The sequence below is a fragment of the Bacteroides sp. An322 genome (assembly GCF_002161765.1).
Lineage (GTDB): Bacteria > Bacteroidota > Bacteroidia > Bacteroidales > Bacteroidaceae > Phocaeicola > Phocaeicola merdavium.
Genome location: NZ_NFIN01000022.1, coordinates 32,317 through 56,753, shown reverse-complemented (window position 1 = coordinate 56,753; position 24,437 = coordinate 32,317). Strand labels below are relative to the sequence as shown.

General features: G+C 42.3%; 19 protein-coding genes. 6 read left to right on the top strand and 13 right to left on the bottom strand.

What is annotated here, in order from left to right:
• The first annotated feature begins 261 nt into the window (after nt 1-261).
• From B5F91_RS11520 to der, 5 genes are all read left to right on the top strand, one after another.
• Nucleotides 262-768 carry a DUF177 domain-containing protein gene (locus tag B5F91_RS11520; RefSeq protein ID WP_144025108.1) on the top strand — a complete coding sequence of 169 codons (507 nt, stop codon included), beginning with the start codon at nt 262-264 and terminating at the stop codon, nt 766-768.
• Nucleotides 769-784: 16 nt separating this feature from the next.
• Nucleotides 785-970: a 50S ribosomal protein L32 gene (gene rpmF / locus B5F91_RS11515; protein WP_007565939.1), complete on the top strand. Its 186-nt coding sequence runs from the start codon at nt 785-787 to the stop codon at nt 968-970.
• 111 nt (nt 971-1,081) lie between these two features.
• Nucleotides 1,082-2,086, top strand: coding sequence for a beta-ketoacyl-ACP synthase III (locus tag B5F91_RS11510; protein WP_087429236.1), 1,005 nt, complete (start codon nt 1,082-1,084; stop codon nt 2,084-2,086).
• Nucleotides 2,087-2,161: 75 nt separating this feature from the next.
• Nucleotides 2,162-3,043, top strand: coding sequence for a GTPase Era (gene era, locus B5F91_RS11505; RefSeq protein WP_087429230.1), 882 nt, complete (start codon nt 2,162-2,164; stop codon nt 3,041-3,043).
• A gap of 32 nt (nt 3,044-3,075) precedes the next feature.
• On the top strand, nt 3,076-4,389 hold the full coding sequence (der, locus tag B5F91_RS11500) for a ribosome biogenesis GTPase Der (RefSeq protein WP_087429235.1): 1,314 nt from the start codon (nt 3,076-3,078) through the stop codon (nt 4,387-4,389).
• A gap of 139 nt (nt 4,390-4,528) precedes the next feature.
• On the opposite strand, the gene B5F91_RS11495 is transcribed toward der, so the two are convergent.
• The 11 genes from B5F91_RS11495 to B5F91_RS11445 all read right to left on the bottom strand — a co-directional run bounded on the left by B5F91_RS11495 (nt 4,529) and on the right by B5F91_RS11445 (nt 20,825).
• On the bottom strand, nt 4,529-8,740 hold the full coding sequence (locus tag B5F91_RS11495; protein ID WP_087429229.1) for a two-component regulator propeller domain-containing protein: 4,212 nt from the start codon (nt 8,738-8,740) through the stop codon (nt 4,529-4,531).
• A 100-nt stretch (nt 8,741-8,840) separates the two neighbouring features.
• The gene (gene xyl3A, locus B5F91_RS11490; protein ID WP_239416412.1) at nt 8,841-11,393 is read right to left on the bottom strand and encodes a xylan 1,4-beta-xylosidase; all 2,553 of its coding nucleotides are present in this window, start codon (nt 11,391-11,393) and stop codon (nt 8,841-8,843) included.
• A gap of 78 nt (nt 11,394-11,471) precedes the next feature.
• Nucleotides 11,472-14,249 carry an excinuclease ABC subunit UvrA gene (uvrA, locus tag B5F91_RS11485; RefSeq protein ID WP_162611708.1) on the bottom strand — a complete coding sequence of 926 codons (2,778 nt, stop codon included), beginning with the start codon at nt 14,247-14,249 and terminating at the stop codon, nt 11,472-11,474.
• 346 nt (nt 14,250-14,595) lie between these two features.
• On the bottom strand, nt 14,596-15,198 hold the full coding sequence (gene rsxA / locus B5F91_RS11480) for an electron transport complex subunit RsxA (RefSeq protein ID WP_087429226.1): 603 nt from the start codon (nt 15,196-15,198) through the stop codon (nt 14,596-14,598).
• Between the two features lie 19 nt (nt 15,199-15,217).
• Nucleotides 15,218-15,802, bottom strand: a complete 585-nt coding sequence (locus B5F91_RS11475) for an electron transport complex subunit E (protein ID WP_087429225.1) — start codon at nt 15,800-15,802, stop codon at nt 15,218-15,220.
• Nucleotides 15,803-15,820: 18 nt separating this feature from the next.
• Nucleotides 15,821-16,426, bottom strand: coding sequence for an RnfABCDGE type electron transport complex subunit G (locus B5F91_RS11470; RefSeq protein ID WP_087429224.1), 606 nt, complete (start codon nt 16,424-16,426; stop codon nt 15,821-15,823).
• The gene (locus B5F91_RS11465; RefSeq protein ID WP_087429223.1) at nt 16,423-17,430 is read right to left on the bottom strand and encodes an RnfABCDGE type electron transport complex subunit D; all 1,008 of its coding nucleotides are present in this window, start codon (nt 17,428-17,430) and stop codon (nt 16,423-16,425) included. The genes B5F91_RS11470 and B5F91_RS11465 overlap by 4 nt, the downstream gene beginning before the upstream one ends.
• Nucleotides 17,431-17,478: 48 nt before the next feature.
• Nucleotides 17,479-18,816 carry an electron transport complex subunit RsxC gene (gene rsxC / locus B5F91_RS11460; protein ID WP_087429222.1) on the bottom strand — a complete coding sequence of 446 codons (1,338 nt, stop codon included), beginning with the start codon at nt 18,814-18,816 and terminating at the stop codon, nt 17,479-17,481.
• Complete coding sequence (locus B5F91_RS11455) at nt 18,813-19,712, bottom strand: Fe-S cluster domain-containing protein (protein ID WP_087429221.1); 900 nt, start codon at nt 19,710-19,712, stop codon at nt 18,813-18,815. The genes rsxC and B5F91_RS11455 overlap by 4 nt, the downstream gene beginning before the upstream one ends.
• Nucleotides 19,713-19,736: 24 nt before the next feature.
• Nucleotides 19,737-20,156 carry a SoxR reducing system RseC family protein gene (locus tag B5F91_RS11450; RefSeq protein WP_087429234.1) on the bottom strand — a complete coding sequence of 140 codons (420 nt, stop codon included), beginning with the start codon at nt 20,154-20,156 and terminating at the stop codon, nt 19,737-19,739.
• Nucleotides 20,157-20,255: 99 nt separating this feature from the next.
• A complete protein-coding gene (locus B5F91_RS11445) occupies nt 20,256-20,825 on the bottom strand; it encodes a sigma-70 family RNA polymerase sigma factor (RefSeq protein WP_087429220.1) in 570 nt (189 codons plus the stop codon).
• Nucleotides 20,826-21,032: 207 nt separating this feature from the next.
• Between B5F91_RS11445 and B5F91_RS11440 the strand changes: the two genes are divergently transcribed.
• Nucleotides 21,033-21,761 carry a class I SAM-dependent methyltransferase gene (locus tag B5F91_RS11440; protein WP_087429219.1) on the top strand — a complete coding sequence of 243 codons (729 nt, stop codon included), beginning with the start codon at nt 21,033-21,035 and terminating at the stop codon, nt 21,759-21,761.
• A 189-nt stretch (nt 21,762-21,950) separates the two neighbouring features.
• On the opposite strand, the gene B5F91_RS11435 is transcribed toward B5F91_RS11440, so the two are convergent.
• Together B5F91_RS11435 and B5F91_RS11430 are read right to left on the bottom strand one after the other, a co-directional pair.
• Complete coding sequence (locus B5F91_RS11435; protein ID WP_087429218.1) at nt 21,951-22,841, bottom strand: hypothetical protein; 891 nt, start codon at nt 22,839-22,841, stop codon at nt 21,951-21,953.
• Between the two features lie 37 nt (nt 22,842-22,878).
• Nucleotides 22,879-24,426: a RagB/SusD family nutrient uptake outer membrane protein gene (locus tag B5F91_RS11430; protein ID WP_087429217.1), complete on the bottom strand. Its 1,548-nt coding sequence runs from the start codon at nt 24,424-24,426 to the stop codon at nt 22,879-22,881.
• Nucleotides 24,427-24,437: the final 11 nt, after the last annotated feature.

Genomic DNA, 24,437 nt, shown 5'->3' with positions numbered 1-24,437 from the left:
TTCCCATTCCGAACAGAGAAGTTAAGCTTCGCATCGCCGATGGTACTGCGCAAGTGGGAGAGTAGGCAGCCGCCGTTTTAAGTGGGGGTCCCCGGTATCCAGTCGGATGTCGGGGACTTTTTTGTTTATAATAGTAAAGTACGATTAAAAAATATACTTCCCTGCTAGGGAATATCAAGAATTATTCGTATCTTTGCTGCCCGATTTATATAGTGTAGTGATTTGGAAACGTGTGATATATATAAGGTAGATTTAAGAAATATGACTCAGGATCTTTGTTGTTATGAATATGATCTTGATGATAATTTCTTTAAGAATATAGATGCCCCAGAAATACGGAAAGGTAAATTACATGTAAGATTAGATGTAAAGAAGTTTACGGGGGGATTTATATTGAATTTTCATACGTTTGGTCAAGTAGTTGTTCCGTGTGATCGATGTTTGGATGACATGAGTCTTGCGGTTGACACTACCAATATGCTGAAAGTGAAATTGGGTACAGATTATTCTGATAACGAAGAAGTGGTGACCGTACCTGAAGAAGAAGGATATATTGATATTACTTGGTTCTTGTACGAATTCATTGCGTTGAGTTTGCCTATGCAACATACACACGAAGATGGTGAATGTAACCCAGAGATGATGAAGGTGTTAAATCAGCATTTGTGCGTAGAAGAAGAGGGAGAGGATATGCAATCTATGGGCGAAGAACAGAAAGATGTTGACCCAAGGTGGAATGATTTGAGAAAATTAATAGATAATAATTAAAATAAATTTTAAGAAAATGGCACATCCTAAAAGAAGACAATCAAAAACGAGAACTGCTAAGAGAAGAACTCATGATAAGGCAGTTGCTCCTACGTTGGCCATTTGCCCCAATTGTGGAGCATGGCATGTTTATCACACAGTATGTGGAGCTTGCGGTTATTACAGAGGAAAATTAGCAATCGAAAAAGAAGCAGCTCTTTAAGAGTGAGCTTTAGTTAAACATGTTTGTGTGGTATTGAAAGAAGAATAAAGCCGGAGAGCTTTCGGCTCTTCGGCTCTTTTTTTAAGATTGCATAGACTAAAAATAGAAATGATGGAAAAAATAAATGCTGTAATTACAGGAGTCGGCGGATATGTTCCTGACTATGTATTGACAAATGAAGAGTTGTCAAGAATGGTCGATACCAACGATGAGTGGATTATGACTCGAATTGGAGTGAAGGAAAGACGTATTTTAAATGAAGAAGGTTTAGGTACATCTTATTTGGCGCGTAAGGCTGCCAAGCAATTGATGCAAAAGACGAATTCAGATCCTGACTCGATTGATTGCGTAATTGTGGCAACTACAACTCCTGACTATCATTTCCCTTCTACAGCTTCGATTTTGTGTGATAAATTGGGGCTTAAAAATGCGTATGCGTTTGATTTGCAAGCAGCGTGTAGCGGTTTCCTTTATGCTATGGAAACAGCTGCAAGTATGATTCAGTCAGGTAGACATAAGAAGATTATTATTGTCGGTGCGGATAAGATGTCTTCAATGGTGAATTATTCAGATCGTGCGACCTGTCCGATTTTCGGTGATGGTGCTGCCGCTTGTATGGTAGAGGCTACGACAGAAGAATATGGAATTATCGATTCGATATTACGCACTGATGGAAAGGGTTTGCCTTTCTTGCACATGAAAGCGGGCGGTTCGGTATGTCCTCCTTCGTATTTTACCATCGACAATAAAATGCATTATCTGTATCAAGAAGGCAGAACAGTGTTTAAGTATGCTGTTTCGAACATGTCTGATGTAACTGAAGAGATTGCTCAGAGACATGGCTTGCATAAAGATAATATTGACTGGATTGTTCCTCATCAGGCAAATTTGCGTATTATTGATGCTGTCGCTTCGCGCTTGGAAGTTCCTTTGAGTAAGGTGATGGTTAATATTCAGCGGTATGGCAATACAAGTGCTGGAACTTTGCCACTTTGCTTATGGGATTATGAAAAGCAGTTGAAGAAAGGTGATAACATTATTTTCACAGCTTTCGGAGCCGGTTTCACATGGGGTGCTTCGTATGTGAAGTGGGGTTATGATGGTGATAAGATTTAAGAAAAGAATTTAGTCTTTATAAAAAACGCATCCCGATCCGATGCGTTTTTTTGTATAGTTGATGGATTATTGAATATGCACAAAGCCGGATTTGTAAATATTGTGGGAAATCCCAATGTAGGAAAGTCTACATTGATGAACTTATTGGTAGGAGAACGTGTTTCTATCGCAACATTTAAAGCGCAGACAACACGGCATCGTATCATGGGAATTTTGAATACCGATGATATGCAAATCGTTTTTTCGGATACTCCAGGTGTATTAAAGCCGAATTATAAGCTTCAGGAATCAATGCTGAATTTTTCTGAATCCGCATTGGTTGATGCTGATATATTATTGTATGTGACAGATACGGTAGAGAAGCCGGATAAAAATTTGGACTTTATAGAGAAAGTACGCAAATTGAATGTTCCTGTTTTGTTGCTTATAAATAAGATTGATTTAACCAATCAAGACGGTTTGATAAAGTTGGTAGAAGAGTGGCATGAGTTATTGCCTGATGCCGAAATTATTCCGACATCAGCGAAAGCGAAGTTTAATGTGGATGTCGTGTTGAAACGTGTCAAAGACTTGCTTCCGGATTCTCCCCCTTATTTTGGGAAAGACCAATGGACTGATAAGCCGGCACGCTTTTTTGTGACAGAAATCATTCGTGAAAAGATTCTGTTGTATTACGATAAAGAGATTCCTTATTCGGTGGAAGTAGTAGTAGAGCAGTTTAAGGAGGAGGCAAAAAGCATCCATATCAATGCGGTGATTTATGTGGAGCGCGAGTCGCAAAAGGGAATCATTATAGGTCACCAAGGGAAAGCATTAAAAAAGGTGGCGACTGAAGCGCGGAAGACACTGGAGCATTTTTTCCAAAAGTCTATTTATTTGGAAACTTTTGTCAAAGTGGATGAAAATTGGAGAAGTTCGGATAAAGAATTGAAGAACTTTGGTTATCAATTAGATTAATCTCGGCTGTGATAGCCGTAAATGAAAAAAATATGGGAAATTTAGTAGCAATCGTAGGACGTCCCAATGTGGGAAAGTCGACACTGTTTAATCGCTTGACTAAGACACGTCAAGCTATTGTGAATGAACAGGCCGGTACAACCCGCGACCGCCAGTACGGAAAGTCAGAATGGCAAGGAAAAGAGTTTTCAGTGGTGGATACCGGCGGTTGGGTGGTTAATTCGGATGATATTTTCGAAGAAGAAATCCGAAAGCAAGTAATATTAGCCATGGATGAAGCGGATGTCATTCTTTTTATGGTTGATATAATGAATGGAGTGACGGATTTGGATATGGATGTTGCTGCTATCTTGCGCAGATCAAAAACTCCTGTAATTGTTGTAGCTAATAAGACGGACAATAATGATTTGCAATACAATGCTGCAGAATTTTATTCTTTAGGTCTGGGGGATCCTTATTGCATTTCAGCATTAAGCGGAAGCGGTACAGGGGACTTGTTGGATTTGATTTTGAGTAAATTCCGGAAAGAGGCTGATGAAGATTTGGATGAAGATATCCCGCGTTTTGCTGTTGTAGGACGTCCTAACGCTGGTAAATCATCTATTATCAATGCCTTTATCGGTGAAGAGCGGAACATTGTGACAGAGATAGCTGGAACCACTCGTGATTCTATCTATACGCGTTATGATAAGTTCGGTTTTGATTTTTATTTAGTGGATACGGCAGGTATTCGGAAAAAAAATAAAGTAAATGAAGACTTGGAATATTATTCTGTAATCCGTTCCATTCGTGCCATTGAAAATTCGGATGTCTGTATTTTGATGTTGGATGCAACTCGGGGTATTGAAGGGCAGGATTTGAATATTTTTTCTCTGATTCAACGTAATCAAAAAGGGTTGGTTGTTGTGGTGAATAAATGGGATTTGGTTGAGGATAAGACTGATAAAGTAATCAAGCATTATGAAGAAGCTATCCGTAACCGTTTTGCTCCGTTTACGGACTTCCCGATTATTTTCGCATCAGCTCTTACGAAACAACGTATATTTAAGGTATTGGAATGTGCAAAAGAAGTTTATCAGGCACGGACAATGCGTATTTCTACTGCTCGTTTGAATGAAGCGATGTTGCCTTTGATTGAGGCTTATCCGCCCCCTTCGAACAAAGGGAAATATATTAAAATAAAATATGTTACGCAGTTGCCGAATACACAGATTCCTTCTTTTGTATTTTTTGCCAATTTGCCACAATATGTAAAAGAACCATATAAGCGTTTTCTTGAGAATAAAATACGTGAGCGTTGGAATTTGTCTGGTACTCCGATTAATATCTTTATTCGTCAGAAATAAAAATTATCAGTAAAGTATAAAGAGGGTGTCTCAAAATGAAAGTCTATTTTGAAACACCCTCTTTTTTTGTTTTGTCATACAACGGGATATAGGAACTATTCTGTAACGTTGTTCTTTTTACCATTCGTAGTGTTTTCGTTCATGGATTTTTCTTCGTCTTGATTGTTGGTATCTTTGCTGTTTCATTATTGGTTTGTTCTTCCATATTTTCTGAATCCGCGTCATTTGCATCAGGATTTTCAGTTAATTCAAACTGAAATGGTTCTTGTTCATCATGGAAGTTTTGCATGTACTCTTTGGGAGTTTTTCCAAATAAATCTTTAAATGTGTTCGAAAAATGCGAAAGATTATTGTATCCTACCGCATAAGCCACATCAGAGATACTAAGCCTTTTTTCTTTAAGCAACTTTGCAGCTTGTTGCATACGTATGTTTCGGATGAAGTCTCTTGGCGACAGATTGGTTATCTCTTTTAGTTTACGATGTAAATGTACACGGCTTAATCCGACGCTGTTAGCCAACATTTCTACGCTGAGCGAAGGTTCAGCAATATTATCGTTGATTATCTTCATAATCCGTTGCATTAATACTTCGTTGGATGAGATAAGTTGTACAGGCTGTATTTTGTCATTCTGTTCTTGTGCACCGCTGAATTTATTTTTCAGCAGTTTCCGTGTCTCTATCAGATTAGTGATAGTGCTTTGCAAGACTTTTATGCTGAACGGTTTAATGATATAACTATCTGCGCCGGTTTCTATGCCCTCGGTTTGCTCTTCTGTACGTCCTTTGGCTGTAAGTAAAATGATTGGGATATGGTTTATATTTGCATTGGCGCGTATTTTACGACAAAGCGTGATGCCATCCATTTCGGGCATCATAACATCACTGATAATAAGTTGCACGGAATTGCTCAGTAAGAAGTCGTATGCTTCGGCTCCATTACTGCATATACTTACTTTATATTCCGTTTCAAGTTCGTTTTTTAAATATTCGCGTATTTCTTTTTCGTCATCAACGATGAGAATGTGTAAATTATGCTTTGTTTTTATCTTTTTGCTTGGGTCAATGGTTTCCTCTTGAGAACCCGTATCTTCCTGAAGGCTTTTTTCTAGTTGTTCGGGACCTCTATGGGATGGTGGAGTATTTTCGCTTATGTCAAGTTCTTCCATTTTTAGATGGTTGCATCCTTGTGGAATATGAATAATGAATTCACTTCCTTGTTGGTCGGTACGATTACGTGCAATGATTGTTCCATAATGTAATTGTACAAGTGAACGAGTCAAATGAAGTCCTACGCCTGTTCCAGCCTGATTACGTGTAATGTCATTATTTATTTGATAGAAACGTTCGAAGATACGTTCTATTTGTTCATTGTTCAGTCCGATACCAGTGTCTTTTATACTTAGTTCAATGTACTTTTTCAGTGGGGATTTTGCAGTATCATCTTCTCCTGTTTTAAGGGCAATGGTGACGTGTCCGCCTTCAGGAGTATATTTAAAGGCGTTGGAAAGCAAGTTCATTAGGATTTTATCAAAGTTGTTTTGGTCTATCCATGCTTTCTGTTGTTTATCGTCATGTTCAAATGTAAATGTAATATGCTTATTTTGTGCCAGATAACTGAATGTATTGACAAAGTCTTCGATGAATTTCACCAAGTCTGTTTCTTTAAATTTGAGAATCATTTGCCCTTTATCTATTTTCCGGATATCCATAAGCTGATTTATCAATCTTAGGATACGTTGGGAATTACGGTAAATCATCAGGTAGGTTTTATTTAATTCCACATCATGGCATTGGGCTATAAGTTTCTCCATTGGAGTGATAATCAGCGTAAGAGGCGTACGGATTTCGTGAGAAATATTGATGAAGAACTGTAGTTTGGCTTCGCTTATTTCTTCTGCATGTTTACGTTCCACTATTTCTTTCCGTTGTTTCCACCGTGTACGTGTATAACTTATGAATGCCCAAATGATAAGTAAGATGAGTATACCATAAAGAATGTATGCCCACCATGACAGGAACCAAGGAGGTGTAATAAGGATTGTAATTGTTTTAATTTCCGAGTTGTAGCCATGGTCGATAGCAAACACTTCAAAAGTATATTTGCCATGAGTTAAGTTGTTATATGTAACATAGTTAGCTCCTAAAGCTGTCGTTTGCCAATTTTCGTCTAATTCCTTGATGCGGTATTTATAGACAATTTGTTTGGCTTGTGCGAATTGCAAAGTTGAGAATGAAATACTGAATGTATTGTCTTTGTAACTTAGCCGGAAGCGGTCGGCTTCTGTGACTGATGTTTTTATGATTGGTTTTCCTCTAGATAAAGTTTGAGTGTTAATGGATTGTCCTGAAACCCTGAAATCAGTAATGGTAACAGGCGGAACTTGCCGTTCACTGATGATTTGTTCGGGCATGAAACTAGTGATTCCATTTGTCCCTCCAAAATAAATAGTTCCTTTATCCGATTGGAAAAAAGCGCCACGTGTAAATTCGTTACCTTGCAGTCCATCACCTGAATGATACGTAGTGAAGGCCTGTGTCTGGGGATTTAATCGGCTGATACCATTGAAAGTGCTTACCCAGATATTTCCGAATTTGTCTTCACAAATGCCGCATACGATGTTATTCCCTAATCCTTCTTGTTGGGAATAGCGTTTGATTTCTCCAGTTTGCCGGTTGAATGTATATAGTCCGTTGGAAGTGCCAGCCCAGATATTTCCATAACGGTCTTCAGTTATGGTATAGCCGATGCATCCTTTTAGGATATAGTTTTGTTCGTTGAAGTTCAGGAAACTTTTAGTTTTCGGATTAAAACACGTTATGCCTTCAAAGTGTCCTATCCAGATTAGTCCTTCTTTATCACAATAGAGTGCATTAATCCAGTTGTTTGGCAGTTCGTTGTATATTTTTGTCTCGCTGCTTTTTTCTAAGGATTTGTATTGCGTGATTTGTTTTTTATCTTTGTTGTATACATACAATCCTGCTCCGTACGAACTGAAGTATAAGTTACGGTTTTTGTCTTCGGTTATGGCAAATACACGTTCATTTTGCAGTTCCGGGATGTAATCGCATGATTGTTGGTTCAGGTTTAGTTTGCATGCTCCTTTGGTATATGTACCTAACCATATTTCATTGTCCGAGTCTTGGAATATGGCTAAGATTGTATTGGCTACACTATGTATGCTCTTATTGGGAAGGAGATGGTTCAAGGGGGTGAATTGTTTGTCGAGAATATAAAGCCCATCGTTATCCGTCCCGACAAATAGTTGTCCTCTATGGTCTTCGAGGACGGACATGATACATTTGTTGCCTATCGGATTCCCATATAGTGATTTGTATCCATGATATTGGAAGGGATTGTGGCGCATGGAGATAAGGGCTACGCCGCGTTGGAATAGTCCGAGCCATAAATCGTTATTGCGGTCAAACAAGATAGCGTGTATTTTTTTATTGTTTAAGTCGAATGTCGTATCTTCAAGGGGAATGTCGTGCATTTCTTGTTCACCGGGTATATAAGTTTTCAGCCCTTCGCCGTCTGTCCCGATATAAAGCCGGTTGTTTGTATAAGTTAAAACTGTTATTTGTAGGTTGTGTCTTCCTTTATAAACGATGGGTCTGATTTGTTTAGATGAGTCATTGTAGATATTCAGCCCGCCGCTTAATGTGCCGATATAGATATTTCCATACGGGTCTTTGGCGAGGCTGGATATATTATCTTCGCTGATTTCGGGTTTCTTGAATATCTTGATAGTTGCGTTTCTAGGGTTATAATGTATTAGTCCGTCATTTTCGGAGCCTATCCATAAGTTCCCTTTTCCGTCATCCAATACGGTACTTAAATGGCGGAATCCGGCTTGATAGATGGGTATGACGCATTGTCCTTTTAGATTTTCTGCATTGATTTGGAATAGCCCTTCTCCTGAAGATGTTGCCCATAATATTCCTTCTTTGCTCTCGATGATTTGGTTTATGCCTGAAAATACTTGCAGTTGGTTTCTATATAAGGGTATTGGAGTAAAGGAATTTGTATTTCTGTCATATTTCATCAGACCAGTCATTGAACTGACCCATAAATTTCCTTTGCTGTCTTCAAAAGTCTGATGAATATAGTCATTGCAGAGCGAAGTTGAGTCTTCGTCTATGTGGTTGTATGTGATGAATTTGTTTCCATCAAAACGGTTCAGTCCATATTCGGTGGATATCCAGATAAAACCTTCCTTATCTTGATAAATGTCATTGATAAGGCTGCTTGATATTTGGTTGTCTGTTGAATACAATATAGTGGATTGTGCTTGGGCAAAAATGCCGATAAAGCAACTAATCAAACCGATATATAGGATTTTCTTTAGCATAATAAATTTCTTAAAAGTCAGGAGCTGATAATTGGCAGGGTAAGGTAAAAAGGTTTTTAGATATTTTATTTGTTCCCTGTCAATTATCAGCAATTAACTATTAAAGGATTGTAAGTCGTATTTTGTTCAGGTGGCTGGCATCGGAAGTTCCGCCATATAATAGTTCATAATCACCACTGACCAAATTCATATTGTTAGTAGCCGTATCAAACCATAAGAAATTATCGTCTGATAGGGGCAAGTTTACTTCTTTAGTCTCTCCTGCAGGGATATATACACGTTTAAATGCGCGTAGCGTATGTGAAGGGGCATCTGCATCGCCCGGACGGCGGAGATAAATTTGCACCACTTCTTCTCCATTGCGGTCTCCATTATTCGTTATAGGGATTGTCAATGTAAGTTTTTCACCTTTATTGAAGGTCGTTTTGCTTAATCGGGCTTTTCCATAATCGAATGTAGTGTAACTCAATCCATGTCCGAAACAGAAGAGCGGTTTTTCGGTCATATACCGATAGGTACGTCCTTTCATAGAGTAGTCTTGAAAATCGGGTAGTTGGTCGGTATGTGTATAGAATGTAATCGGTAATTTTCCGGCAGGATTGTAGTCGCCGAATAAGACATCGGCAATAGCAGTGCCTCCTGCTTGTCCCGGATACCATGCTTGAATCATTCCGTCGCATATTTCGCTTTCGGGAGCCAATCCCATCGCTGAGCCAGAATAGTTGATGAAGATAATAGGTTTGCCTAATTTCTTTAGTTCGGCAATCATTTTGCGTTGGATGGCAGGAAGTTCGATGCTGGTACGGTCGCCTCCTTTGAATCCTTCGGCGTCTACCGGCATTTCTTCACCTTCTAAAGTCGGTGAAATTCCTCCGGAAAAGACAATGACATCAGCGTCTTTTACTTTATCGACAGAGGCTTGCAGATTAAACGGAACATCACGTCCCATGTCGAAGTCCAATTGTGCGGCACGGTCTGTACTATTGAAGATAAATTCAAATTTCACGTCATACGATTTTCCTTTTTCCGCTTTCAGGGTGTAGAGAGTGGCGTGGTTTTGCAGGCGTCTGCCCGATGCCACTTCTTGACCGTCAATATACAAGCGGATGATGCCGTGTGACGAGAATTGGAACTTGATGTCTTCGGTCTCTTTTGCGGTAAATACCGATTCATACCGGGCTGAAAAATCAGTAATGTTTACTCCTGGTGCAAATACGGTTGCTCCTAAAGTTGTAAAATGGAAGGGGGTAGGATTTTGTACTACAGCCGCCGGTGTGCCTTCCAGTTCAGGATTATTCCAATAAGTTGATTTAAAGCCTGGTTTTCCGTCAATGGCACATTGGCTGAATACGCTTTCTAATGTGACAAAAGCCGTTCGGTCACATCCGAATTCATAAATCAGTTGGGATGCCGGAAGCCGTTTTTTCATAGCTTCATATAGTGTTTCGGTATGCGAAGGATAACCGTTATAATTACCCCAATGGGTGACCGAGTCGTTGGCATTGGGTCCTATTAATGCGATTTTCATGTCTTTTTTCAGCGGAAGGATGTTGTTGCGGTTTTGCAAAAGCACAATGCTTTCCTGGGCTATTTTCAACGCAAGGTCTTTATGTGCTTGGCAATCTACAACCGAGTAGGGAATCGTATCCCAGCATACGTTCTCATCCATTTCCCCTAATTCAAAACGTGCTTTCAACAGGCGTTTCACAGAGATGTCTATTTGGTTTTCGTCTATTAGTCCTGCTTGGATGGCATCGGGCAATGATTCATAGTTGTTTCCACATTCCAAGTCGGTTCCGCTTAAAACGGCTCCGGCACTGGCATGGGCTTGGTCGGGATGGGTTTCATGGTCTCCTTTGCGCCAAAAGTCACTGATAGCACCACAATCGGACACCACAATGCCTCCGAATCCCCATTCGTTTCGGAGGATTTGGGTCAGCAGGCGGTTATTTCCGCAACATGGCTCTCCCTCCAGCTGGTTGTAGGCGCACATCACTTCTTTTACATGTGCTTTCTGTACCAGGTCTTTAAAAGCAGGCATGTAAGTTTCCCACATATCGCGCGGGGCAATGTTTTCGGCATTGAATTCATGTCGGTTCCATTCGGGACCGGAGTGTACTCCAAAGTGCTTGGCACATGCATGTAGTTTGTTGTATTTTGTGTCTTCTGGACCTTGCAAGCCTCTTACTACCGCCATGCCCATTTGTGAAGTCAGGTACGGGTCTTCACCGTAAGTTTCTTGTCCGCGTCCCCAGCGTGGGTCGCGGAAGATATTTACGTTCGGAGTCCAGAAAGTCAACCCTTGATAGCGTTTTAAGTCGCCTTTTTTGCGGAATTGCGCATATTTGGCACGTGCTTCATCTGATACGGCAGTAAATACTTGATAGAGCAATTCATCATCGAAGGATGCTGCCATGCCGATGGTTTGTGGGAATACCGTGGCAAGTCCGGCACGTCCTACTCCGTGCAACGCTTCGTTCCACCAATCGTATGCCTTGATTCCTAAGCGTGGAATGGCAGGAGAAGAGTTTTGCATTAAGGACACTTTTTCTTCTAATGTCAGCCTTCCAATTAAATCGGTGGCACGCTCGTCGGGGGTCAAATCCGAATTTTGGTAGGGACATTGTTGCCCCATAATAGGTAGAGCGGTCATGAAAACGATAGCTCCTACCCATTTCTTCAAATTGTGTTTCATGTTTTTAGCATTTAAAAGTTTAACTAACCCTTTTTCTTATTCTTTATGTATTTTCTCTCTCAAATATTGTCCGGTGTACGATGCTCCGCATTGTGCCACTTCTTCGGGAGTGCCGCATACAACGATGTTTCCGCCTTGTTCGCCTCCTTCCGGCCCTAAGTCGATGACATAATCGGCACATTTGATTACGTCCAGATTATGTTCGATAATGACCACGGTATGCCCTCGCTCAATTAACGCATCAAAGGCTTCCAAAAGTTTCTTTATGTCGTGGAAGTGCAAGCCTGTGGTAGGTTCGTCGAAGACAAATATCGTGGGCTGGGCTTTCTCGATGCTGAGGAAATAAGCCAACTTCACACGCTGGTTCTCTCCTCCCGACAGGGTGGACGAAGATTGTCCCAGCTTGATATATCCCAAACCTACTTCCTGCAAGGGCTGAAGCTTCTTTACTATCTTTTTTTGTCCGTGTTTACCGAAGAATTCGATGGCTTGGTTGACGGTCATTTCCAATACATCGTAGATGTTCTTGCCTTCGAATTTCACTTCCAATGTATCGCTTTTGAAGCGTTTCCCGTGGCACGATTCGCATTCCAGCACCAAGTCTGCCATGAATTGCATCTCTACGGTCACGGTGCCTTCGCCTTTGCATTCCTCGCATCGCCCGCCTTCGGTGTTGAACGAGAAATAGCCTGCCGTATATCCCATTTGCTTGGCAAGAGGCTGTTCGGCAAAGAGTTTCCGGATTTCATCGTAAGCTTTCACGTAAGTCACTGGGTTGCTCCGCGAAGACTTTCCTATCGGGTTCTGGTCTACAAACTCGATGTCGTTCACCATGCGGATGTCTCCCTCCAGCGATATAAATTCGCCCGGACGTTCGCTGGTCTCGCTATATTCCCGCTTCAGGGCTTTATAGAAGATGTCGCGTACCAAAGTACTTTTACCCGACCCGCTCACTCCGGTTACCACCGTCATGATGTTCAGAGGAAAACGCACATTGATGCCTTTCAGGTTGTTTTCGCGTGCGCCTTTCACTTCGATGTAGTTGTTCCACGAGCGGTGCGAGGCTGGGCGTTCGATGGTATCTTCTCCCAATAAATATCTTACGGTATAGCTTGGGCTTCCGGGCTTTAAATCCTTCATGTCTCCTTCGTACACGATTTCGCCTCCTAAGCGTCCGGCTTTGGGACCGATATCAATGATGTAATCGGCGGCACGGATGATTTCTTCGTCGTGTTCTACCACGACCACCGTATTGCCCAATTGTTGCAATTGGCGCAACACCTTGATGAGCCGGTCGGTATCGCGGCTATGAAGCCCGATGCTGGGTTCATCCAATATGTATAAAGAGCCTACCAAGCTGCTTCCCAACGATGTGGCAAGGTTGATGCGCTGGCTTTCTCCGCCCGATAAGGAATTGCTCAAACGGTTCAGAGTCAGGTAACTCAGTCCCACGTCTTCCAAGAAGGTCAGGCGGCTATTGATTTCGTTCAAGAGCCGGGTGGCGATTTGCATGTCGTGCTCACTCAATTTCAGGGTACGGAAAAATTCCTTGAGTTGGCTGATGGGCATGTCTACCAGTTCGGCGATATTGCGTCCCCCAACTTTTACATAAAGGGCTTCTTTCTTCAACCGGCTTCCATGGCATTCGGGACATGTGGTTTTCCCCCGATAGCGTGCCAGCATTACGCGGTATTGGATTTTGTATTGGTTTTCTTCCAGCATCTTGAAGAATGAGTCGATGCATACCTTGTCGCGCGGTCCGTGCCAAAGATAGTCCTTTTGCGCTTGAGTCAGCTCGTAATAGGGCGTAAAGATAGGAAAGTCGTGTTCAGGGGCTTCGCGCAGGAAGGCTTGAAGCCATTCGCCCATTTTCTCTCCTCTCCAGCACATCACGGCTCCGTCGTATACGCTTAGCGCACGGTTAGGGATGACCAAATGCTCATCAATGCCAATCACTTTGCCAAAGCCTTCGCACGTGGGGCAAGCCCCCAAGGGAGAGTTGAACGAGAACATCTGGTCGGTCGGCTCTTCGAATTTGATGCCGTCCGCTTCAAACTTCGTGCTGAACCGGTACAGGCTGGTTGAGCCGTCGGGCTGGAAGAAACGGAGCAGGCAAGCCCCGTCGCCTTCGTACATGGCGGTCTCAGCCGAATCGGTCAGGCGGCTTATCGCGTCTTTCGAATCGTCTGCACTCATGCGGTCTACCAGCAGGTAAACCGTATCTTTCGGGTTGTATTGGTATTCTTCGATGCGTACCATTTTCCCGTTGACTTCCAGGCGGGTAAACCCTTCTTTCATGTCGGTTTCGATTTGCTGGGCTACATCGCGCCCTTCGCGGGGAAGGATAGGAGTGAGCACCGTGTATCGCGTGCCCTTCGGATAAGAGAGCATACAGTTTACGATGTCTTCGGGACTGTCTTTCTTGACCAGTTGCCCGCTTACGGGCGAATACGTCTTTCCCACGCGGGCAAAGAGCAGGCGCAGGTATTCGTAGATTTCGGTCGAGGTACCCACCGTAGAGCGCGGGTTCCGGCTCACCACTTTCTGCTCGATGGCAATGGCGGGCGGGATGCCTTTGATAAAGTCGCATTCGGGTTTGCTCATACGTCCTAAGAACTGGCGTGCGTATGAAGAAAGGCTTTCCACATAGCGGCGTTGCCCTTCGGCATAGAGCGTATCGAATGCCAAAGACGATTTCCCCGAACCGGACAATCCGGTGATGACCACCAGCTTGTTCCGTGGAATGTTTACGTCAATGTTTTTCAGGTTGTTAACCTTTGCTCCTTTAATGGATATATAGTTGGTTTCAGACATGCAGATTTATTCAATGGTTTTCCCGGCAAATGTAATGAAAATAACCGGAAAAACCAATAGCGGGGAGAAATAGGACAAGGAAAAAAGGTTTATCCATGTGGCTGGCTTTTTACATCATGCTGGGTGACTTTGGGAAAGAAGCCTAGTCCTTCTTTAATCCTACTAGGGTAGGATTGCAGTCCTACCCTGCTGGGATTGCAGTACTGACTATGATAAAACTCCAGTCCTACTAGGGGAGGATTGGAGTTTTACCTACATGCAGTAGGGAGGCCATGCAATGGGATAGAAGGTTGAAACCGTTTTACATGACGGATTCTTTACCTTTTTATTGGCAGGACAACATGTTTTATTCTATTCCGAAAAGTGCTGCAAGTCCTTTGTCTACTCCAGAGAATCCCATGAATGCCATGGCAAGCAGGCCGGCGGTGACCAAAGCGATGGACATTCCTTGCATTCCTTTGGGGATATTGACCATGCTAAGCTGTTCGCGGATACCGGCAAAGACTATCAAGGCAAGAGCAAATCCTAATGCCGTAGAGAAGGCATAGATGACTCCCGTCAATAAATCGAAGTCTTTCTGAATGACCAAAATAGCTACACCCAGAATGCAGCAATTGGTGGTAATCAGCGGAAGAAATACGCCCAATGCCTGATAAAGGGCAGGCGATACTTTTTTTAGGATGATTTCTACCATTTGTACCAATGCCGCAATTACGAGAATAAAGGCAATGGTCTGTAAATATGCCAGTCCGAAGGGGTCGAGCACAAATTTTTGGATAATATAAGTCACGATAGTAGCCAATGTCAATACGAAGGCTACGGCTGCTCCCATACCCATGGCGGTTTCAACTTTTTTTGAAACGCCCAAGAAAGGACAGATGCCGAGGAATTGTGACAACACGATGTTGTTCACAAAGATAGCGGTGATAAATATCAATATATATTCCATACTCTTTCGGTTTTAAGGGTTATGCTTTTTTAAAGCGGTTTACAATGGCAATCAAATAGCCTAATGCAATAAATGCGCCGGGTGCCAAGACGAAGACCAACATGCCGTATTGTTCAGGCATGATAGTGATGTTGAATAATTTGCCGGTACCTAAGAATTCACGTATACCTCCCAGTAGAGTCAATGCTATGGTGAATCCTAGACCGATGCCTAGCCCGTCGAATAGAGAAGCAATCGGAGAGTTCTTGCAGGCGAAAGCTTCGGCACGCCCTAACAAGATACAGTTTACTACAATCAAGGGGATGAACAAGCCTAATGTGGCATAGAGGCTGGGCACGTATGCCTGCATCAGCATCTGCAAGATAGTAACGAAAGAGGCTATCACTACTACGAAAATAGGGATACGCACCATATCCGGTACAAGATTCTTTATAGCGGAGATAGCAAAATTAGAACATATCAATACAAACATTGTGGCAAGTCCCATTCCCATGCCATTAATGGCAGAAGAAGTGGTTCCCAATGTTGGGCACATGCCTAAGAGGAGTACAAACGTAGGATTCTCTTTGACAATTCCGTTAATCAATATTTTAAAATTATTCATAATCTACTCCTTTCTTGGTTAATATTGAGGTGACGCGCCACTCGTGCTGTCCACTTGTTTATTCATATAGGCAGCGTAGGCATTGTTTACCGCTTGAAGGAAAGCGCGGGAGGTGATAGTTGAGGCGGTAATGGCGTCAATTTCGCCCCCGTCTTTAGTTACGCTTAAGGTTTTCTCGCCGGGATTTTTCCCCGTGATATCTCCTTTTGCTCCTTTTTTAAACCAATCCGCAGCTTTAGACCCCAGTCCCGGTGTCTCGGTATGGCTTAATAAAGAATAGTCGATGATATTTCCCTCTGTGTCGAAGCCTACCAATACGGTCAATGCACCTCCAAAACCATTGGCAGATGCTTCTACAGCAGCTCCTATCGCTTTCCCCCCTTGGGTAGCAGGATATATTTTATAGGTGGTGCCGTTTACTTCCACGTTTTCGGCTTCTTCAGAAGGGTTATTGTCAAATCCTGGCACAACTTTGGCGATTGCATCGCTCAATGCGTTGGCATTGGCTTGTGCTATCGGTTCGGCTGTAGCGGCATTTACCCACCCTAACAAGCCTCCTGCAAGTATGGAGAATCCTGTCAATGACAGGACCATGTTTTTCAATGATGATTCCAGCTTTTTCATTTTTTCAATACCTCCCCATAACGTTTAGGTTTACAATACGTATTAATCAACGGAGTGAATGCGTTCATAATCAGAATAGCGAACGACATACCTTCAGGATAAGCGCCGAACGTACGAATCACTACAGTAAGGAAACCGATAGCAATACCGTAAATAATCATGCCTTTATGGCTCATCGGCGAAGTGACATAATCGGTAGCCATAAAGATAGCGCCTAACATCAGACCTCCTGTGAAAAGTTGTTGTATAGGAGATGCATAAACCGGATTTGCCAAGTGCATCAAACCGGAAAATACAAATACGGTAGCAAGGATAGATACCGGTATATGCCATGAAATGATTTTCTTCCATAACATATATATCAAGCCTAAGAGCAAAGCCCCGGCACTAATTTCGCCTAAACATCCGGCTCCCATCTGGCAACTGTCTGGAATGCCGATTAAGAGACTCAAACTACTTGGCAGGTCACTCAAGACAGATGCATCACCCGTCTTAATGGCTTGCTTCATCAAAGCCAAGGGAGTAGCTCCGGTTTCGGCATCAAGATATGCGCCCCATTGACCAGCCTGAGGCCAAGAAGTCATTTGTACGGGGAATGAAATAAGCAGGAATACACGTCCTATTAATGCCGGATTGAAAGGATTACATCCCAGTCCGCCAAAAGTCATCTTGCCAACGCCGATAGCGACTAATGCACCGATAATAATAATCCATACAGGCAGGTTGGAAGGTAAATTAAACGCCAACAATACGCCCGTAAGAGCTGCAGAGCCGTCCATAATAGTGGTTTGCTCACGTTTCAAAATGTATTTCGTGATAGCCCATTCGAAGAAGAGACACGCTGCAACAGAGGTTAGCGTAACGATAAGAGCCCCCAATCCGAACGCGAAAAACGAGACAAGCAGAGCAGGTATGAGTGCGATAAGAACACCATACATGTTCTTTTGCACACTGTCGCCGCTATGTATGTGGGGCGATAAAGATATGATTAGTTTGTTTGCCATAACGATAGACAATAAAGTCACTGTTAATTATTTATTATTAATTGTTCACTATTTCTTGGTGTTCCGTGCACGGATAATAGCACCGACTTTTCCCTTTCCTAAACGGATATTATCCAATATCGGACGATGTGAAGGGCAAGTAAACTGACATGAACCGCATTCGATGCACGACATAATCATCTCATGTTCCACACGTTCCCAGTCGCCTCGCGCCGAGCTAGTGGCAAGCAAATACGGTTCCAATCCCATTGGGCAGACACTTACACACTTGGCACACCGGATACAGGGTTGAGGCGCAGTACGTTTGGCTTCTTTTTCATTCATCAGTAATACGCCTGAACTTCCTTTGCAGATAGGTACATCGGTATTCATCAATGCCTTACCCATCATCGGACCTCCTCCGATAACCTTACCGGTATCTTCCGGGAGTCCTCCGGCTGCTTCTATCAGCTGGCTCATCGGAGTTCCCATACGGGTAAGGAAGTTAGAAGGATTCTTCAATGATTTTCCGGTTACGGTCACGATACGCTCGAAAAGCGGCTTATGTTTTTGTACAGCTTCGTACACAGCATATACCGTACCCACGTTCTGCACAATGGCTCCTACGTTGATAGGCAGGGCAGGAGGGGCAGGAACTTGCCGGCTGATGACGGCATCAATGAGTTGTTTTTCGCCTCCTTGTGGGTATTTTACTTTCAAGGGAACTACTTCAATGCCTGGATAATTAGCGGCTTTGTCACTCAATAAACGGATGGCATCGGGTTTGTTGTTTTCAATGGCGATGTAGGCACGGTTCACCTTCGCCGCTTTCATCAGAATACTTACACCTACCAATATTTCATCGGGCTTTTCTAGCATCAACCGATGGTCAGCGGTAAGATAAGGCTCACATTCTACGGCGTTTACGATGATGCATTCTGCTTTACATCCCGGAGGTGGGGTAAGTTTTACATGCGTAGGGAAGCAAGCTCCACCCATACCCACAATACCCGCCTCTTTGATTCGGGCTACAATCTCTTCGGGAGTCAAGTCGCATTCTTTTATTAATGTAGTGCTACGGTCGATGGATTCTTCCCATTCATCGCCTTCTACATCAATGTAAATGGCAGGTTTGCGGTAACCGCTGGCATCAATAACCGTATCTATTTTGTTAACTTTCCCTGATACAGAAGAATAGATGGGTGCAGAAACGAATCCTCCAGCCTCTGCAATTTTTGTACCAGCCTTTACTGTATCGCCTTTCTTAACCAAGGGCGTGGCGGGTGCGCCGATATGTTGTGACAAAGGAAACACTGCTTGCCGAGGAAGGGCAAGGGTTTCAATGGCTTTGCCTGCCGACAATTTGTTTTCTGCCGGATGTACTCCGCCGATTTTAAATGTCTTCACTTTATCTGTTGTTTTAGGGGTTCTACTTCAGGTTGATTAGCCATTGTTTGGGGATTCTCTGTTTCCTGTTTGGCTTTACGTGGCGGGAAGTTTATGGCAATGATAGCTCCTTGAGGGCATTCCATTTCACATTTGCGGCACGATTTGCACTTGGCAGGATCGATGTATGCCAAATTATTCTCTAACGTAATCGCTTCGAAGGGGCATACTTTTACGCATTTGCCACATCCGATACAGGCAGCCGTACAAGCTTTTCGCGCTACGGCTCCTTTGTCTTTATTGACGCATTGGACATACACGCGGCGGTTGTTCTTGCCTTTCGGACGAATCTCGATGATGTTGCGCGGACAAGCTTTGGCACATGCTCCACATGCTGTACATTTTGTTTCGTCCACTTCGGGAAGCCCCGTTTCCGGGTTCATGTGAATTGCATCGAATTGGCATGCTGAAACACAATCACCGCATCCCAGACACCCGAAGAAACAACCGGTTTCACCTCCATAGGTAGAATGGGCTACTACACACGAACGTACACCGTCGTATTGTGTCAATTTTGGACGATTGGCGCACGTACCGTTACATCTCACTACTGCTACCTTAGGTTCAGAAACTTCGGCTTTCAGCCCTAAGATATCAGCCACTTTCTCCATTGTAGGCTGGCCGCCTACGGGACAGAGTTTCCCTTCCAATGAACCGGCTTTTACACATGCCGCAGCAAATCCGGAACATCCGGGATACCCACATCCGCCGCAGTTGGCTTGTGGAAGCACTTCGGCGACTTGAGCAATCCGGGGGTCTTCATACACGGCGAATTTTTTGGAAGCTGCATACAGGATAACGGCAGATACCAATCCGATGGCTCCTAATGAAATTACCGCAATTAAAATCAGATTCATGAGTATAAAGTTAGTTTATTAATATTATAATACAGTTTCTAAAGTAAATACGAATGAACGGCTTAGCCTTTTTCGGCACATATATATAATAAGATAATAAGGAATTAATGTGCCGAGGGCGATAAGGGCAGCTGCAACTTCGTTTTCTGTCAAATGTAAAGCGGTGATGAGTGCTGCAAGTATAATTAGAAAAGGAATTATAAAGGCAAGCAGTACCGCTTTCATTCCCATTGAGGTGGTACCTACAATCCACACTTGTTCTCCGATTTTGCATGGGATGTTTTCTCGATTATACACATCAATGGTCTTTTCTTTCGATTCGGACACATGGCAATGTGCTTTGGCACTACAAGAGGCACACGCAGAAGTCTGTACGATTTTCACTTTGAGGTGAGAACCGTTTATGTTTTCCACAATACCTAAATGTTTTATGTTATTCGTCATGATTTGCAAAGTCAACATTACAATATGTGGCAAAAATACTATAAAATTTTGCTGGTTGGTAACGCTAACGGAAGAATCTCATGCTAAAAAAATAAAAAATTAGATTAGCCCATCGTCATAGCCTTTGTCTATCATGCTTTTTTCTATTTTCTGATAAGCTGATTTTAGTTTTGCAGCGACTGTGGATTTTTTCATGTTTAGTTTGTCGGCAATGGCTTGTAAGGTCATTCGTTTCCATATTTTCAATTCTACTAGATTTTTCAGTTCTTCAGGGAGTTCCTTTACCGATTTTCTTAATGCTGCGTATTTTTGTTCGCGTATATCAGGAGGAAGTGTGTATTCTGATTCAATCTCTTTTAAAGATTCTATTTCGACAGGTGAGAAGCATATTTTCTTTTTTCGGCAAAGACTGTACATATAGTTGGTTACTACGCATGTAAGCCATCCTGTAAATTGCCCGCTTTCGTTGTAAGTGCTTTTTAGTTTTGAACTTATGTGGATAGATAAGTCTTGAAATATGTCGTTAACGTCTTCAGGATTGGATAGAATTACTTGAATTGCTCTTTTGATTTTGGATGTATACCGCTTCAAGAGAATGTCAAAAGCCGAATTGTCTCCTGCGCGGTATAGAGAAACTAATTGTTCGTCACTCGTGTTTATTGTCCTCATTTTTAAGTTTGTTATTAATTAAAAAAATCCAAAACCATTTTCGGTGAAAACTTTTGGAAAGACACTTTCAAAGCATTTACGCTTCTTATGTTTTCAAAGAAAACGATTTTCTTTAAAATTAGCAAAAATATTCATGCCTTTTTTTAAGATATTCGTTCTTTTTTCGCTAAAATGTGTAAGTTTGTCTTGATTTTAAGAGAATATATTATGAATACACATTGGTTATCTATGGATAAAGACCCGATGGGGCGAGCTATTTACGATTATTTTAAGACAGGACGAGCTGGAAAACTTCGCGTGTTTTCGTCCCAATTTGATGAAGACGAATTGCCGGTGGTTGATTTATTTCGGACTTTCGACCAAATGCCTTTATTAGAGCAAACCGCTTTGCATTTGGCACATGGGCGGATTTTGGATGTAGGGGCTGGAAGCGGGTGTCATTCGTGTGCCTTAAAAGATTTAGGAAAAGAAAGTTTAGCTATTGATATATCTCCTTGGTCGGTTGAGGTAATGCAAAGACGAGGGTTGAATGCACATTTGACGAATGTGTTCGATGAACGTTTTACAGGACAATTTGATACCATTCTGATGTTGATGAATGGTTCGGGCATTATCGGGAAATTAAAGAATATGCCTGTATTTCTGACTCGGATAAAGCAACTGCTGGCTCCAGGTGGATGTGTTTTGATGGATTCCAGCGATTTGCGTTATCTGTATGAGGATGAAGATGGAAGTTATGTGATTGATTTGGCTGCTGATTATTATGGTGAAGTGGATTTTCAGATGCAGTATGGTAAGATAAAAGGTGATTCTTTCGATTGGCTTTATATTGATTTTGATACTCTTTCCGCATACGCCTCACAATATGGCTTTGTGGTAGAAAAAGTGAAGGAAGGAATGCATTATGATTATCTTGCCCGGTTGAGCTTGAAATGATAGAAAACTTTTAAAGCAAAGCTTGAGCCTTTCTGTTTATATTTGTTTTGGGCGATGTGGTATTTTGTATTATATTAATGTACGCGCGTACATTATTATAATAAAAGAGTAGTTTTAAAAGACTGTTAATATGAATGAAAGGGACCTTCCCGATTGAGATAGTCCCTTTCATTTATGTTAAAAAATGATTTATTCAAGCACAATTAAAATAACTTCATCATATCCTGTACAATTGAAACCACTTCCTGTAGCTTCCATATAATACATAGGAGCAAGTTGGAATGTTTTGTCATCAATCTGCCGGTTATAACTTGCCGATAAGCCAAAACTTAACGGATGTTCTATCGTAATAGGACCATTTTCCCCATAAGTCATTCCAAGGCGATAAGAATTATATACAATAGTCCCATTATCTTGCACAACAAAGATAAAATCGCTATCCATCAGACTCTTGGTAAATCCTGGCAATTCAGACGCAGGCCAAGTAGCCGCATTAAATTCAGCATAAGGATTAACTAATTTATAACGGTTAGGTTGTTCTGCAGCCTGATACATTTCTACTTTCACACCCTTACCATCATTATACCAATAAAAGAACTGATTATCATAGAATGTTGCTTCACCCAAACTGTTCCATGTATAATCCTTACTTACAGAAATCGAAGTCGTATTATTACCACCGATTGAAGCATCGTCACTTGCAAACTCCAATTCTACAGTGACAGTTTGGCCAATAGCCAAAGGAGTTACATCAATGGTTACCGAAGCTTTATTTTCGCCATCCGCAAAATGATAACCGGTAACAGTACAACCCGTCATTTCTTGTTCGGTTTCACCAGAGCCTGTATAAGCATACAATTGAATAGTACCGTCTAATTCGCCTACTGTTGTCGCCCGAAGAATATCAACGGTAAAAGTCGGATTATTCGGAGAAACGGTTGTTGGATTCAAGGTAGATGAAACAAACGACAAACCTTTCCCTTCTGAATAAAGCGGTCCTTCCTGATCGGCATTACATGCACTAAACAGTACCACCATCAACAGCGATAGGAGAACTGATATTTTATTTACGTATTTCATATCGTATCTTTAAATTAAAGTTCAAATTTAAATTATTTTATTTGTAATCATCAATTGGGTTTTGGTCTTGTGACAAATCCATATTGACGTTTCCGTCAAATTCAGTCTGCGGAATAGTCAATACCCACATATAACATTCAGGATCATCTGTCGGACGATTATTCAACAAGGCAGCGGCAGGCCATCCTTGCGCTGCTGTACGGCGGAAACCTTGACGCAGACGGCGCAAATCCCAAATACGTCCATATTCACCCCACAATTCGATACGGCGTTGGTCAATAATCTCTTCACGCAAAGAACCCGTACGGTCGCTACTGGTCTTGCCTAATGCAGTACCTGTCTTGGTTGTACTATAGCCTTCCACACGCTGGCTCATTACCGCATACAAATCTTGTTTTGCGGCATCTTCTTCACCCAACATACACTCAGCTTCCGCTGCAGTCAGATACATTTCTTCTACACGCATCCATACATAGTCACCCATCCAGACAGTATAGTCGGAAAATGAAAATTTCACTTGTTGATAACCTGCTTCTGCCCCACGTTCGCTATTTGTATCTGTCGGATCCCACCAACATTTACGTTCGTCAGTCGGCAGCATAATATTATCATACAAATCTTTATTGATTTGCTTACGTGCTGAATTCGCATACGCAACATTGGGGTCCATGTGTGCAAAGAAAGAAGCATAACCACTCGTTTGGTCATTTTGGATAGGAGCCCCCCACATCACATTAGAAAGTGTTGCGTCATTTAATCCCTTAATGGTTTCGGCTGGCAATACTGTGCATCCACTGGCTTCAATCGCATTGTGTGCAGCGGTTTTTGCCAAATTCCAGTCTTCCATTGTCAAAGCAATACGCGCCTGAATACCATATGCCACACTTGCATCAATGTGGGTCTTATGAGTTTGAGCAGGAGCTGCACTCAATTTTTCAACAGCTTTCTGGATATCTGAAGTAACCAAGTCATACACCTGTTGTACAGTAGAACGCGGTTGCCCTTCCGTCCCGGCAACAGTAGGTTCGGTATAAATCGGACAACAAGGGTCGCTTTCATGACCTTTATAAGTACGGGCAAAATTCTGCGCCAACATGAAATAAGAGTAAGCGCGGATAGCGTATGCCTGGCCTATAACATAATTTACATCGGCAGAAGCACCACTCATCGTTTCTTCCGCTGCCAAAATATAATTGGCGTTACTAATCCATGTGTAATAGCAGTTCCATATGTCATACGAACGCCATGCTGTAGATGTGTAACGACTCTTTACATTATAAATACAGTCGTACCAAAACCATCCACTACCCATGGCATCCATAATCATATCATCTCCCATGACATCAGCCATTAAAGCATACGAATTAATGCCAAAACTTTGGTGTTCATTAGCTGCAGGAGACCAAGAGGCGTACATCGAACGGTAAATGCCATTCAAAGGAATCAATGCCGAATTGGCATTAGCCAGTAAAGTGGTTCCTGACATTGAATCTGTCGGGGAGGTCTCCAAAGAGGAATCCAGACACGAAGTCAATGCAGTACATCCCATAAGACCGGCAAAGGTATATTTCAATATTTTCTTCATATTCTTTTTGA